Origin of the sequence: Mucilaginibacter sp. cycad4, from assembly GCF_034263275.1 — a bacterium.
GTDB lineage: Bacteria > Bacteroidota > Bacteroidia > Sphingobacteriales > Sphingobacteriaceae > Mucilaginibacter.
The window spans coordinates 7049521-7062117 of the sequence record NZ_CP139559.1; the positions used below are offsets into that span (position 1 = coordinate 7049521).

The following is a 12597-nucleotide window of genomic DNA, read 5'->3' on the forward strand; positions in this document are numbered from 1 at the left end:
TATATGAAATATTTTATGGTGGGCTTTATGGGTTGTGGCAAAACAACCTGGGGCCGCAAACTGGCCGCCAAATTGGGCTACGAATTTATTGATCTTGACCATGTGCTTGAAGCCAAAGCAGGCATGAGCATTGCCGAATATTTTTCTTCTTTTGGCGAAGATGCCTTCCGTAAGCTGGAATCGCAAGTGTTGAAAGAAACCGATTATCCTGAAAATACCGTAGTATCAACCGGAGGTGGATTACCCTGCTTTTTTGACCATATGGACTGGATGAATGCCAACGGGAAAACCCTGTATATAAAACTATCACCCAAAACACTTGCCGACAGGCTGGAGAACAGCAAAACCATACGCCCGGTATTACAGGGCAAAAAAGGCGATGAACTGGTTGAATTTATCACCGGCAAACTGGCGGAGCGTGAAGGTTTTTACCTACAGGCAAGTAACATCGTTGAAGGGATAGATATGTCGGTTGAGAAACTAGAGGAGGCCTTGGGGGGGTATTAATATTAATATGTCATTGCGAGTAACCATCAGGGAAACCCTGAAAAAAAATGTGATGACGTGTGAAATATATTTTAGTGGTGGTGTGCGGGGGCTGCGTTAGGGAAGTCTGGCCGGGTTTCCGGTTGGTTTATAAAGGGACATGCCTTAAATTTGGATAAGGCTTTACAGGAAGTAACAGTGCTACAAATTAGTGTTAATTACCTGATAGGGAATCTTGTTCCAGTTGCTTATTGAAAGGTTTATTGGTGATGCCGTTCTATAGAGCGGTATTCCCGTGCAGGATGCTATCGAATTTTATAAGCAGCAGGCCTTAAAGCTTATTTATTTAACCATTAGGCTTATGTCAAAAACACTTGAGATCGTCCATCCCAATGCGGCAGGGATAGATATTGGCAGCAGAAATTTCTTTGTAGACGCAGGCGAAGATCAGATCCGTATCTTCCCCACTTTTACGGCAGACTGTAACGCGATCCGTGATTACTTGCTTTCTTTAGGTATCAATACAGTAGCGATGGAATCCACGGGTGTTTACTGGATAACACTATACACAGTTTTGGAGGAAGCGGGTGTAGAAGTTTACCTTGTAAATGGGCGTGATGTAAAAAATGTCCCAGGTCGAAAAAGCGATGTGAAAGACTGTCAGTGGCTTCGTCAATTGCATGGCTATGGCCTTTTACGGAAAAGTTTTATACCGGAAATTGAAATGCGTAAAGTTAGAAGTTACCTCCGTTTGCGGCAAGATCATATCCGTGCCGCCGCCACACAGGTTCACTTGATGCAGAAAGCTCTAACCCAAATGAATATCCGTTTTACAGAAGTGATTAACGATATCAGCGGAGCGAGCGGAATACGCATGATAACAGCCATACTTGGAGGCGAAAGAGATGCCATTACGCTGGCAGAATTATGTCATGAGCGGATACTGGAAAAGAAAAGAGATCTGGTGATTAAATCACTGGAGGGGCATTATAGCGAGGAGCATCTGTTCGCCTTGCGTCAGGCTTATGGCACCTGTTGCTATTACAATAGTTTAATAAAAGAATGCGATGCAGAGATAGAGCGTCAGTTAAAAGATATGTCAAAAGATAAAGACGATATTGAAACAGCTGTAAAACGCAAACCGATTCGTTACCATAAACCTGAAATAGATAACCTGCATAAGCCTTTGCTGAAATTGACAGGAGGCAAAGACCCGATAGGCATAGCAGGAATAACCGATTACAGTTTTCTCCAGATCGTAAGCGAGGTGGGAACAGATATGAGTCCCTGGCCAACAGAAAAGCACTTTAGTGGCTGGTTGAAACTGGCACCGATGAAATCGAGTTCGGGAAAGATGCATAAACGGGTACGGATGAAGCGTCAAAATAATGCAGGGCTGATATTCAGAAATCTGGCCCAGGGTCTATTGAACAGCAAACACCTCGCTCTTGGGGCATTTGGTCGGAGAATACGTGCAAGGCGGGGAAGTCCTATCGCCATAAAGGCAATAGCGCGAAAGATAGCGTGCTATTATTATAGGGTAATGACTAATGGCAGTGAGTTTGTAGAAAAAGGAATAGAGGCCTATCAAAACCATTTAAAAGAACAGAAAAGGAAGCAACTTGAAAAATTGGCACTACAGTTTAATATGCAATTAGTCCCTGCATAAAAAAGTGTGTCCTCAGGATTTGTAGAGGAAAGCCCACAGCGCGGGTAAGCTTTGTGGGTAGGCAAAGCGAGGACTTGGAACGGAAAGCCCGGCCCGTTAGCTAACGGGAACGCCCATGTTATAAAATTGATCGAAAAATACACTTAATAATCAATAGCTTACGATCACGTCATTGTAGGTACGAAGCAATCGCATGCTGTACAGGGCGGATTTGCTTACGTGCGATTGCCACGCTATCGCTCGCAATGACATAGTTTTATGTATGTATCCTACCTCAAATAAACGGCATCCTCTTCGCCGTCTTCCTCATCAAGCACTACATCAACATGTTCCTTAATAACAGTTGAGAGGGCTACGCCGGCAAAGTCAGTTGTGATGGGGAAACTTTTGTGATTGCGGTCTACCAGTACTGCGGTACGAAGTTTTTTCAGCGGAACGTCTAAAAATACACCAAAGCCGTAAGCAAGGGTTTTGCCGCTGTTTAGCACATCATCAACCAGGATCACTACTTTATTGCTGCATTCTTCAACCTCAAAATCAATATTGGCACTTAGGCTGCTGCTTTGCTTTTCCAGCTCGATGGTAAGCAGGCGGCTTTTAAATGGTGCTATTCCGTCGAGTATGGTTTTCAGGCGTTCGGCAATGTGGTTGCCGCGCGGAAGGATCCCGGCTATTAATATTTCTTCCTCGTCAAAGTTGTCCTCAAGTATCTGGTAGGCCATCCTGTCGAGCTTTTGCTGGATCTGTTGCTTATTTAATATGAGAAGCTTTTTTTCAGACATGTTGTGTTGTTGTAACGTTGGCTAAACTGTGGTAAATATACAAGTAACGTGTATACAAGCAACCCTGCAGTTTTTAACTTTCAATAATTATTTCACGTATGGAAAGTACACAAAGTTTGCCCCTTCGGGCACTACAACAAACACGCACATGTACTCGTACGGGTTTTTATAGCTTTTAATAAAACGGTCTTTCAGTACGGGTTTTATTACATCACGTTCTATAAATTCCTCGAGTGTGGAGGCATGGATGCTCCATTCCGAATTTAAATCGTGGCGGTCAAGGATCAGTTCGCCAAGACTTAATTCATGCTGGTGGGCAATAAAAATGGGGTATGTGGACAGTCCCTCATTCATAATCTCTTCCGACACCTCTTTGATTGACTCATTAAAATATTTCAGGTCGCGCTCCAAACTTATCAGCGGACTATCAGCCGCCGGTTTGTTGCGTTCGTTTCCTTCGTTAAGCAGTTCTTCAGGGTTCATATTTTTATTTTGTGATTACACCGATTCCCGGGTGATTACACCGATTTTGACCGTTGATGTTTTTTTGATTATGTTGATTTCGCTGATGAGGCTTCGGCTATGAACTATTAACCATGAACTATAAGCCAACTTGTCATGTCCTGAAAAAAGTAGACATTATTGTTGTTTATTTGAGCTGTTAATAAGTCGGAAACTCGAAGAGTTTTCGACTTATTAACAGCTTTTCTTTTTTTGCTTCTTTTTTTCTTTTAAAAGATGCGTTTCTTTTGTTAATAACTTATGCAGCCATGTGTATCTGCTGCGGTGTTGCCAGGTTTAAGGACCAATGCGGCCTGTTCATATTATATGAGTTTATAGCCTCTTTTACTGCCCTAAGTGCATCCTTTTCGGAAGTGAATGTACTATCAAGACCATATTCTTGTTTTAAGATTCCATTCACCCGTTCCGCCATGGCATTTTCGTAGCAATGGTTCTCTTCTGTCATGCTGATACCGATTTTAGCCTTTTTTAACAGTTTTGTATAATCATTGCTGCAATACTGGATTCCCCGGTCTGAATGATGGATCAGGCTATCCGTAAACTGTCGTTGCCGGATAGCCATTTGAAGGCTACGGATAGCCCCCGCAATTCTAAGACTATCTGACAAATGCCAGCCTACCACTTTTCGCGAAAACGCGTCTGTGATCAAAAACAGGTATACAAAGTCTTTTGATGTACGAATATAGGTAATATCAGATACCCAACACTGATGAGCACTGGTAAGCTGTCTATCCTTCATTAGGTTCCTGTAGACCCTGAAGCGATGATAAGAATCTGTCGTAGAAACATATTTACGGCGTCTTTTTACCAATAGCTTATGCCGGCCCAACAACTCAAAGAACATATCCCTACCCATCCGTATTCCTGCTTTAGTTATATCTTTCTTTAGCAGAAAGTATAACTTCTTGCCTCCCAGACGCGGATGGTTCCTGCGAACCTCATGTACCAATGATAAGATAACTGTCTCATTTAATGCTTTTCTGTCTGCAGCAGATACCGCTTTATAGTAACCACTCCGGCTTACTTCAAAATAGCGGCATAACTCATTTAATCTGTATTTTGACCGGAGCGCTCCGATACTTGACCGCCAAACTTTTTTTTTAAATCCTCCCCGTATAGTTTGCCTGCCTGCTTGACTACCTCTTCTGCGCAATCCCGCGCCAGGTAAGCATCTGCCAAAGCCAGCTTTAACTTTTTAACTTCCTGTTCTAATTCTAATAACCGACCCTTCTCTGCTTTCGTTTCCACTCTGATTACCTTGTTTTGTAAATATTGTTTACCTAATGCACCAAGCCATCTGCTTACTGTCTCTGCTCCACCGATCCCGTAGCGACGGCTTGCTTCTGTCAGGCTCAGACCTTCTTCTTCTATCTCCCTGACTACTTTTTGTTTAAAGCTAATACTGTACCGAACTACTCTTACGCTACTTCTTGTCATGTTTCCTGCCTTTTTGTTAACCTTTTTTTGTCAACCTATTTCAGGACAGGACAACTACAACTAATCTCTTACCTCCAATCTCTAATCTCTTAATAAGAGCAACACCACATTTTCCACGTGCTGTGTATGCGGGAACATATCCACCGGCTGGATCTTCACGGTATCGTATTTTTCCTTTAACACCAGCAAGTCGCGGGCCTGGGTGGCGGCATTGCAGCTTACGTAAACAATTTTGGGTGCTTCAATTTCCATTAAACGGGCTACTACATCCGGGTGCATACCTGCGCGCGGCGGGTCGGTGATGATCACATCCGGTTTGCCATGCTCTGCTACAAAATCAGCTACCAGCACATCCTTCATATCCCCTGCATAAAATTTGGTGTTGGTGATATTGTTAATGGCCGAGTTTATCTTGGCGTCTTCAATAGCCGTTGGTACATATTCAACACCAACAACCTCACGCACATGACTGGCAACAAAGTTGGCAATAGTACCGGCGCCAGTGTAAAGGTCATATACCAGCTCGTCCCCTTTAAATTCGGCGAAATCGCGGGTTATTTCATACAGGCGAAGCGCCTGGATGGAGTTGGTTTGATAAAATGATTTTGGCCCGATTCGGAATTTAATGCCGTTCATTTCCTCGTGGATGTATTCAGGTCCTTTAAAGGCCACAACATCCTGGTCAAATATGGTATCGTTCTTTTTCTGATTTTCAATGTACAGCAATGAGGTGATTTCCGGGAAACGGGCATCGATATGGCTCATCAGGCCATCGATTTCGCTTTGCTCCGCGTATGCAAAAACTACAATCACCATGATCTCGCCGGTTGATGAGGTGCGCACAATCAAATTGCGGAGCATGCCGCTGTGGTTACGCAGATCATAATAGGTGTAGCCTTGCTGTATGGTAAAATCACGGATTTCATTGCGCAGGCTGTTGGATGGCTCGGCTTGCAGATAGCAATGGTTTACATCCAATATCTTATCAAAACGGCCGGGGATATGAAAGCCCAGCGCATTCATGTTCAGGGTGCCGTCTTCCTTGTTTTCGCCATCGTAGAGCCAGCGTTTGTTAGAGAAGGTAAACTCAAGTTTATTGCGGTAATATCTGTCGGCAGGAGATGGTACAATAGGCATGATGCCATCAACGTTGATCTTAGCTAAACGACTTAAAGCATCAACAACTGATTTTTGTTTGAATTTGAGCTGTGCTTCATAAGTCATGTGTTGCCATTTGCAGCCGCCACAGGTACCAAAGTGCTCACAAAAAGCAGTAGTGCGGTATTCAGAAGCTTGTTTTAATTCGGTGATCTTGCCTTCGCCGAAGTTTTTCTTACTCCGGTACACTTGTACATCGGCAATATCGCCGGGTACGGCCTTATCTACAAAAAGAACAAAATCATCGGCTTTGCCTACGCCTTTGCCTTCTTCGGCAATGTCAATGATCTGTACGTTCTCAAAAAACTTTGGTTTGTTAGCTTTACTCATCAGGCTGCAAAGTTAACCGTATTTATTTAATCCTGAAAATGGGAGGGAAGAAGCAAAAGAAAGCCGTTCGCCTTTAAAAGGCGTTACGATATTAAAACAAGATCTTTAACAAATAAGCTTAGCAGATATTTAACCATATCAGTGGTATCGATATCCTCTATCTCAAATTGCTCATCAATCAGGTCTGAAAAGTCTGTTAGTTCGCTGCTCATAAAATAAAAAATTACTATGCTAACATAGTGATTTTTAAACTAAAAACCAAATTGGTATAAGGTTTAATTGCTAATCAGCAAAGATTGCTGAAACCTTTGCTGATCAGTGCGTATAATGATTAATTTTTATCCCAGTTTATCTTGCGCGAAAAATACATCAACACCGCTATAATGATAAAGAGGGCGATACTGCCAACCATTAAGGCAAGGTCCTCCAGTTGAATGATCACAAAGATGAAAGCGTAAAACACAGCTAAAATAAAGGCGAATAACATGGCTGCCTTTCCGTTTTTTAACAGTGATGATATAAATACGGATATGAGCGCTATGGTTGATACAGAGGCTATCAGGTAAGCGACATTATATCCAACCTGTTCTGAAAACGACAGCAGCAGCGTATAATAAATAACCATAGCCGTGCCAATAAGTATGTAGTTGAACATATGTATGGGCTGCTTACGGATAACTTCGGTTAAAAACAAGGAGATGAAAGTAAGGAGGATGATAAATATGGCATACTTGCTGGTGCGCATGGTTTTCTGGTACTGATCAACCGGTAGGCGAAGTTTTACACCAAAAGTGGCCTCTTCCAGTTTTTTATCGTTATCCAATGTTTTTTGCTGACCGGTCCACTGTTGCGGAAAGGGGCGGTTGTAATACATCATGCGCCAGCTGGCGCTAAAGCCGCCTTTATCAACTTTAGGATCATCGGGAAGGAAATTGCCATCAAAGCTCGGGCTGCTCCAGTTGCCATTTACGCGCACATCGGTAGTTTTACCAAGTTGTAAAAAGCTTAATCCTTCACTGCCTTTCAGATCAAGCGTGTAATCAAATGGGATCTCGTTATTGTTTATTGCTGAAAGATCAACTGCGGCCTGCAAACCATTGCCAAACACAGATTCAAACGAAGGTTCGGCGCTAAATGTGGGTTGAGTTGTTTTTATGACCGGGTTACTTTTCAAACCTTTCAAATCGCTCACACTAAATTCAAACCTGGCTTTGTTTAAAAGAAGCTGATTTATATTTATACCGAGTGAGGAGAGATCAAGTTTGGCAAAATTACCGCTTACTTTTACCTGTGTATTATACACCGCCACATCAAAAATGCCACGGTGCCGAAGCTGTGTTGTAAGGCCCGCCTTAATGTGCAGGTTATCGGGCAGTATGTACAGGTTTTCTATAGGCGCCTGCTTAGCAGTGTCGGTCATATTTATTCCTTTTTTATAAGGGATAACCAATATTGGGCCCTTGATGATCTGGCTGGCCGACCAGTTATCTGATACCTCTTTGGCCGTTTCACCCTGTCTGACTGCACGTTCGGTTACCAGGTTTTGGATGAAGGCCGAAGGAATTAGCAGTAAAAGCGCTAAGATGCCTATGAAGATTAATTTAAATGTTGCCGACTCCCTGAGCCAGCCTAATGTTGTTTGTTTTGGAAATTGTTCCTCTATCATGATTGTTTAGATATAAAGTACTTTGCATCTCAAAGTTTATGATTAAAAAGAAGGGCTTTTGCTAAGCCTATGACAAAGATAGTGTAAAGTACTTTGTATTTCAAAGTAAATTAAAAATAATTAGAACACGAGAGCATGTTTCAATACATGGCGTTGTTTGAATTTTTATATTTATATCATAATGGAAAAAGAAAAGCAAATTTATGGCTGGATAATAGCAGGATTACGCCAGTCGCCAAAATGGCTTTCTGAAATATTTTATTTTGATAGGAGGGATGAGCAGTTTTTCTCTATTCTTGTAACAGACTATTTTTTGTTTAATGAGGATTTATCACCTGCTGATGACGTTCAATGTACTTATTCAGAAAACACGATTGAGCTTCTTGCCGATCGACTGAGGAGAATGCACGACGAAGATGACAATAGTATCATTGCCTTGCCAAGGTATGGTGAAGGGTTAGATGATTATCAACAAAAAGCCGATTCGTTTTTAAACCTCAATGCGATTAATTTAGAAAAAGCTACAATATGGGATATTGAAGAGTCGGGTTCAATTAATATTAAGATAACCTGATTAAACCGAGACCGCGGCCTTAACCAAATAAGGCAAAATCTCTTTCTGAAACGAAACAAAATTTTTCCGTACGTCCGAATCACTTACTGAAGTAAAGGCAAAACTAAACACAATGCTTTTGCTGCATTTGATCAGGAAGCGTAAGCGCTGCTGGTAAGTTTCATGCTTGCGGATGCCGGGCAACTGGATAAATGATGCCATAAGCAGTTCTTCCAGTTCGTTAGAGAGGTTTTTTAAAAAATCCTGGGAGTTGGTTGATTCGCGGATAAAGTCCCAGCCAATGAACTCATTACAAACAGTGTAGGAGAGGCGGCAGGTTTTCATGATGAGGTTATTGAGATAAACCTCTTCATCAATATCGTTCCAATTGCTTTGTACCAGGTCGTCAACGCTGGCTTTGATGTAGTCCATCAGCAAAACGTGTAATATGGCTTCTTTGCTGTCGAAGTATTTATAGATGGTTGCCTTGGCGATTTTTGCCTTTTTGGCAATCTCATTAACACTGGTTTTATGGTACCCGAATTTGCGGAAAAGTTCCTGTGCTGCCCGCTTAATGCTATCTTTTATTTTATCGGCTTCCATTAATTAGTTACTTGAATTTCAAATTGGGTAACAGCTACCCTATAGGTTCTTAATGCCTTTGTGGCCGGGGCTTTTACCGGTGTGCCATCTTCAAGGCTAAACTTAGATCCGCTGCAGGGGTCCGTCACTGTAAAGCCTGTATTGTCAATAGTCACCGCGCATTTTTTTTCAGGCTGATAACTACTGCACCTGTCATAAGCTGCATAAGTGCCGTTCACTTTGCGGTAAATGATCAGTCCGGCAACGCCATAGCCGTTAATTGCCACCGCGCCGCCCGAAACGTTAAGCGGGCTTAATGCAGGCGTGCCCAATGCCGCCTGAAAATTAACAGGTACGCTCGGTACATTATCAGTTGCTTTTCCGCACGAAAAGCAACTGATACTTACCAATATCATGAACAGCAGTTTCCTCATAACATTTCAGTTTGGAACTGTTTAAGGAAACGCACATCGTTTTCTGAGAACAGGCGCAGGTCGCGGATCACGTATTTAAGATTGGCAATCCGCTCCATACCCATACCAAAGGCAAAGCCTGTATATTTTTTACTGTCGATACCGCAGTTTTCCAACACGTTAGGATCAACCATGCCGCAGCCTAAAATTTCTACCCAGCCGCTGTGCTTACACATGTTACAACCGGCACCACCGCAAATGGTGCATGAAATATCCATCTCGGCCGATGGCTCCGTGAACGGGAAGTATGACGGGCGGAAACGCACCCTTGTACCTTCGCCATAAAGCTCCTGAACGAAGTGGTAAAGGGTTTGCTTCAGATCGGAGAAAGATACATTCTCGTCAACATATAAACCTTCAACCTGGTGGAAAAAGCAATGCGCACGGGCCGAAATAGCCTCGTTGCGATAAACCCTGCCCGGCATAATGGCGCGGAACGGCGGTTTGCCTGCTTCCATCATTCGTACCTGTACCGATGAGGTGTGGGTACGCAGGGCAATATCATCCTTGCCGTTATTCTTTTTGATGAAGAAGGTATCCTGCATATCCCGGGCCGGGTGCTCTTCGGGAAAGTTCAGGGCCGAGAAGTTATGCCAATCGTCTTCAATTTCCGGGCCTTCAGCAACAACGAAACCTAAACGCTTAAAAATATCGATGATCTCGTTACGAACCAACGACAGCGGATGGCGTGAGCCTACAGTAAAACCATCACCGGGCAAAGTAAGGTCAAGATCATTGCCTTTGCTTTGAGTATCTGCGCCAACATTTTCCTTTAGTTCGTTGTACTTAGCTTCAGCCAGTTGTTTAAACTCATTAAGTACTTTACCAAAGGTGCGTTTCTCTTCCGGGCTAACGCTTTTAAACTGCTCAAACAGGTCTTTAATGATACCCTTGGTGCCTAAAAACTTAATACGGAACGCTTCCAGTTCATCTGCGTTGGCAGGTGAAAAGGCATTGATCTCGGCGGTATATTGGTCTATCTGAGCTTGCATTATAATGTATTTAAAAATTGTTCGGCTGTTAAAACCGGTATTGTTGAGTTTTTATAGTCTTTTATATTTCGGGTGATAATTAGATCTACTCCCGCATTTTTGGCGGCAAAATATTGAACGGCATCTTCAAAATCTTTAAAGTCCGAAGCTATCGCATCATTTATAGTTGTGGCGTCTTCGCCTAATACCCGTAGCTGTTTCGACAGTAATTTTATAGCTTCGATCGCGGTTTCTGCTCCTAAGTATTTCTTTGTAAAGTAGTGAACATTAATGAGGGTATGTACCGCTGTGCAAAAATTATATCCGCTACCTATGGATAACGATAGAATTTGTGCAGATGCGCTATAAAAGGTCGGCCTATTTAAAATAACGTCAAGCAAAACATCTGAGTCAATAAAGGCCAATTTCATAAGCCGTATTTTTCATCAAGATGTTTATGGTACTCTGCTTTGGCGTCAAAGTCAGGAGTTGGCGTTTTTGATAATGTTAGTTTTTTTACCCAATCCCCTATTTCTACAATTTTTACATTTGCCTTAGGCTCGTCAATAGCAGTAGCGCTGGTTGTAACCCTTTTTAAATAACGTTCAATTAACTTGGACAGATTGGTATGCGTTTTATCGGCATAAAGCTCTGCCTGTTTTAAAACATCCGGTTCAATATCCAAAATCAGCTTTGCCATAACTTTTAACTGTTAATGTACAAATTTAAGACAATTTACTTTATTTTAATACTCCCAGCTCCTTACCAACCTTAGTAAACGCTGCAATAGCTTTATCCAAATGGTGCAAATCATGCGCTGCCGAGATCTGTACCCTGATCCTTGCTTTGCCTTGCGGTACTACCGGGTAGTAAAAACCGATCACATAAATCCCTTCATCAAGCATTTTAGCGGCAAACTCCTGGGCCAGCTTGGCATCATACAACATAACCGGGACTATAGGATGTACGCCGGGTTTAATATCAAAACCTGCTTCCGTCATTTTTTGACGGAAATATTGCGTATTACTTTCCAGTTTATCGCGCAGCTCGGTGGTTTCGCTCAGCATATCCAGCACTGCAATAGAAGCTCCTGTAATGGCCGGGGCCAAAGTATTCGAGAAAAGGTATGGGCGTGAACGCTGGCGCAGCATGTCAATAATTTCTTTACGGCCCGATGTAAAACCGCCCGACGCGCCACCCAGAGCTTTGCCTAATGTACCGGTGATGATATCAATCCTGCCCATAACGTTGTGGTGCTCATGCGTACCGCGACCGCTTTTGCCCATAAAGCCGGAGCAATGGCTCTCATCTATCATGACCAGCGCGCTGTATTTATCAGCCAGATCACAGATCTTATCTAACTGGGCAATGGTGCCGTCCATACTGAAAGCACCATCGGTTACAATAATCCGGTGGCGTAGTTCCTGTGTAGCTTTTAGTTTTTCTTCCAGGTCGGCCATGTCATCGTGCTTGTAACGGTAGCGCTGGGCTTTGCAAAGGCGCACACCGTCAATGATCGATGCATGGTTCAGTTCGTCAGAAATTATAGCGTCCTGGTCGTTGAACAAAGGTTCAAACACTCCGCCGTTGGCATCAAATGCCGCAGCGTAAAGTATGGTATCTTCAGTGCCTAAAAATTCGGCTATCTTTTTTTCAAGCTCTTTATGTATGTCCTGTGTACCACATATAAACCGTACAGATGATAAGCCGTAACCATGGGTATCCATGGCATCTTTAGCCGCCTGGATCACTTTGGCATTGCCAGATAAGCCAAGGTAGTTATTGGCGCAAAAGTTAATTACTTCGGCACCGCTTTGTACAGTGATATCGGCGCCCTGGGGCGAAGTAATGATCCGTTCCCTTTTATATAACCCTGCGTTTTCAATTTCGGTTAGTTCCTGCTGTAAAACCGGCTTTAGTGTATTGTACATAGCGTGCGTGTTTTAAAGGGTACAAAATTAAGCATTC

At 42.8% G+C, this 12597-nt stretch carries 16 protein-coding genes; 3 read left to right on the top strand and 13 right to left on the bottom strand.

From position 1 onward, the window contains the following. The first annotated feature begins 3 nt into the window (after positions 1 to 3). Both SNE26_RS29210 and SNE26_RS29215 read left to right on the top strand, forming a co-directional pair. Positions 4 to 507 carry a shikimate kinase gene (locus SNE26_RS29210; RefSeq protein ID WP_321557324.1) on the top strand — a complete coding sequence of 168 codons (504 nt, stop codon included), beginning with the start codon at positions 4 to 6 and terminating at the stop codon, positions 505 to 507. A 340-nt stretch (positions 508 to 847) separates the two neighbouring features. Further along, the gene (locus SNE26_RS29215; protein WP_321555135.1) at positions 848 to 2155 is read left to right on the top strand and encodes an IS110 family transposase; all 1308 of its coding nucleotides are present in this window, start codon (positions 848 to 850) and stop codon (positions 2153 to 2155) included. 269 nt (positions 2156 to 2424) lie between these two features. Here the strand turns inward: SNE26_RS29215 and SNE26_RS29220 are convergent, their stop codons facing one another. The 7 genes from SNE26_RS29220 to creD all read right to left on the bottom strand — a co-directional run bounded on the left by SNE26_RS29220 (position 2425) and on the right by creD (position 8050). Continuing rightward, positions 2425 to 2937, bottom strand: coding sequence for a phosphoribosyltransferase family protein (locus SNE26_RS29220; RefSeq protein WP_321557325.1), 513 nt, complete (start codon positions 2935 to 2937; stop codon positions 2425 to 2427). A gap of 87 nt (positions 2938 to 3024) precedes the next feature. Continuing rightward, the gene (locus SNE26_RS29225) at positions 3025 to 3420 is read right to left on the bottom strand and encodes a hypothetical protein (RefSeq protein WP_321557326.1); all 396 of its coding nucleotides are present in this window, start codon (positions 3418 to 3420) and stop codon (positions 3025 to 3027) included. A 277-nt stretch (positions 3421 to 3697) separates the two neighbouring features. Further along, positions 3698 to 4612: an IS3 family transposase gene (locus tag SNE26_RS29230; RefSeq protein WP_321555494.1), complete on the bottom strand. Its 915-nt coding sequence runs from the start codon at positions 4610 to 4612 to the stop codon at positions 3698 to 3700. Further along, positions 4507 to 4896, bottom strand: a complete 390-nt coding sequence (locus tag SNE26_RS29235; protein WP_321555493.1) for a transposase — start codon at positions 4894 to 4896, stop codon at positions 4507 to 4509. Before SNE26_RS29235 ends, SNE26_RS29230 begins: the two co-directional genes overlap by 106 nt. 81 nt (positions 4897 to 4977) lie before the next feature. Beyond that, complete coding sequence (gene rlmD / locus SNE26_RS29240; protein WP_321557327.1) at positions 4978 to 6384, bottom strand: 23S rRNA (uracil(1939)-C(5))-methyltransferase RlmD; 1407 nt, start codon at positions 6382 to 6384, stop codon at positions 4978 to 4980. 83 nt (positions 6385 to 6467) lie between these two features. Further along, positions 6468 to 6596 (bottom strand): hypothetical protein, encoded by a 129-nt coding sequence (locus SNE26_RS29245; RefSeq protein ID WP_321557328.1) that lies wholly within the window; start codon positions 6594 to 6596, stop codon positions 6468 to 6470. 119 nt (positions 6597 to 6715) lie between these two features. Beyond that, the gene (gene creD / locus SNE26_RS29250; RefSeq protein ID WP_321557329.1) at positions 6716 to 8050 is read right to left on the bottom strand and encodes a cell envelope integrity protein CreD; all 1335 of its coding nucleotides are present in this window, start codon (positions 8048 to 8050) and stop codon (positions 6716 to 6718) included. A 181-nt stretch (positions 8051 to 8231) separates the two neighbouring features. On the opposite strand from creD, the gene SNE26_RS29255 reads away from it, so the two are divergent. Beyond that, positions 8232 to 8624, top strand: a complete 393-nt coding sequence (locus SNE26_RS29255; protein ID WP_321557330.1) for a hypothetical protein — start codon at positions 8232 to 8234, stop codon at positions 8622 to 8624. On the opposite strand, the gene SNE26_RS29260 is transcribed toward SNE26_RS29255, so the two are convergent. Genes SNE26_RS29260 through kbl form a run of 6 tightly spaced genes read right to left on the bottom strand, consistent with a single transcriptional unit; the run spans position 8625 to position 12560 of the window. Next, positions 8625 to 9206: a TetR/AcrR family transcriptional regulator gene (locus tag SNE26_RS29260; RefSeq protein WP_274986816.1), complete on the bottom strand. Its 582-nt coding sequence runs from the start codon at positions 9204 to 9206 to the stop codon at positions 8625 to 8627. After that, positions 9206 to 9619, bottom strand: coding sequence for a hypothetical protein (locus SNE26_RS29265; protein WP_321557331.1), 414 nt, complete (start codon positions 9617 to 9619; stop codon positions 9206 to 9208). Before SNE26_RS29265 ends, SNE26_RS29260 begins: the two co-directional genes overlap by 1 nt. Beyond that, the gene (gene pheS, locus SNE26_RS29270; protein WP_321557332.1) at positions 9616 to 10650 is read right to left on the bottom strand and encodes a phenylalanine--tRNA ligase subunit alpha; all 1035 of its coding nucleotides are present in this window, start codon (positions 10648 to 10650) and stop codon (positions 9616 to 9618) included. The genes SNE26_RS29265 and pheS overlap by 4 nt, the downstream gene beginning before the upstream one ends. Further along, positions 10650 to 11060 carry a PIN domain-containing protein gene (locus SNE26_RS29275; RefSeq protein ID WP_321557333.1) on the bottom strand — a complete coding sequence of 137 codons (411 nt, stop codon included), beginning with the start codon at positions 11058 to 11060 and terminating at the stop codon, positions 10650 to 10652. The genes pheS and SNE26_RS29275 overlap by 1 nt, the downstream gene beginning before the upstream one ends. After that, entirely contained in the window at positions 11057 to 11329 is a 273-nt protein-coding gene (locus SNE26_RS29280) for a DUF6364 family protein (RefSeq protein ID WP_321557334.1), read from the bottom strand. Before SNE26_RS29280 ends, SNE26_RS29275 begins: the two co-directional genes overlap by 4 nt. A 40-nt stretch (positions 11330 to 11369) precedes the next feature. Further along, positions 11370 to 12560 carry a glycine C-acetyltransferase gene (gene kbl / locus SNE26_RS29285; protein ID WP_321557335.1) on the bottom strand — a complete coding sequence of 397 codons (1191 nt, stop codon included), beginning with the start codon at positions 12558 to 12560 and terminating at the stop codon, positions 11370 to 11372. Positions 12561 to 12597 lie beyond the last annotated feature (37 nt).

What these genes read in the sequence shown, in the direction of transcription:
- SNE26_RS29210 (WP_321557324.1), top strand. Translation starts at nt 4, where the DNA reads ATGAAATATTTTATGGTGGGCTTTATGGGTTGTGGCAAAACAACCTGG.
- SNE26_RS29215 (WP_321555135.1), top strand. Translation starts at nt 848, where the DNA reads ATGTCAAAAACACTTGAGATCGTCCATCCCAATGCGGCAGGGATAGAT.
- SNE26_RS29220 (WP_321557325.1), bottom strand. Translation starts at nt 2,937, where the DNA reads ATGTCTGAAAAAAAGCTTCTCATATTAAATAAGCAACAGATCCAGCAA.
- SNE26_RS29225 (WP_321557326.1), bottom strand. Translation starts at nt 3,420, where the DNA reads ATGAACCCTGAAGAACTGCTTAACGAAGGAAACGAACGCAACAAACCG.
- SNE26_RS29235 (WP_321555493.1), bottom strand. Translation starts at nt 4,896, where the DNA reads ATGACAAGAAGTAGCGTAAGAGTAGTTCGGTACAGTATTAGCTTTAAA.
- rlmD (WP_321557327.1), bottom strand. Translation starts at nt 6,384, where the DNA reads ATGAGTAAAGCTAACAAACCAAAGTTTTTTGAGAACGTACAGATCATT.
- SNE26_RS29245 (WP_321557328.1), bottom strand. Translation starts at nt 6,596, where the DNA reads ATGAGCAGCGAACTAACAGACTTTTCAGACCTGATTGATGAGCAATTT.
- creD (WP_321557329.1), bottom strand. Translation starts at nt 8,050, where the DNA reads ATGATAGAGGAACAATTTCCAAAACAAACAACATTAGGCTGGCTCAGG.
- SNE26_RS29255 (WP_321557330.1), top strand. Translation starts at nt 8,232, where the DNA reads ATGGAAAAAGAAAAGCAAATTTATGGCTGGATAATAGCAGGATTACGC.
- SNE26_RS29260 (WP_274986816.1), bottom strand. Translation starts at nt 9,206, where the DNA reads ATGGAAGCCGATAAAATAAAAGATAGCATTAAGCGGGCAGCACAGGAA.
- SNE26_RS29265 (WP_321557331.1), bottom strand. Translation starts at nt 9,619, where the DNA reads ATGAGGAAACTGCTGTTCATGATATTGGTAAGTATCAGTTGCTTTTCG.
- pheS (WP_321557332.1), bottom strand. Translation starts at nt 10,650, where the DNA reads ATGCAAGCTCAGATAGACCAATATACCGCCGAGATCAATGCCTTTTCA.
- SNE26_RS29275 (WP_321557333.1), bottom strand. Translation starts at nt 11,060, where the DNA reads ATGAAATTGGCCTTTATTGACTCAGATGTTTTGCTTGACGTTATTTTA.
- SNE26_RS29280 (WP_321557334.1), bottom strand. Translation starts at nt 11,329, where the DNA reads ATGGCAAAGCTGATTTTGGATATTGAACCGGATGTTTTAAAACAGGCA.
- kbl (WP_321557335.1), bottom strand. Translation starts at nt 12,560, where the DNA reads ATGTACAATACACTAAAGCCGGTTTTACAGCAGGAACTAACCGAAATT.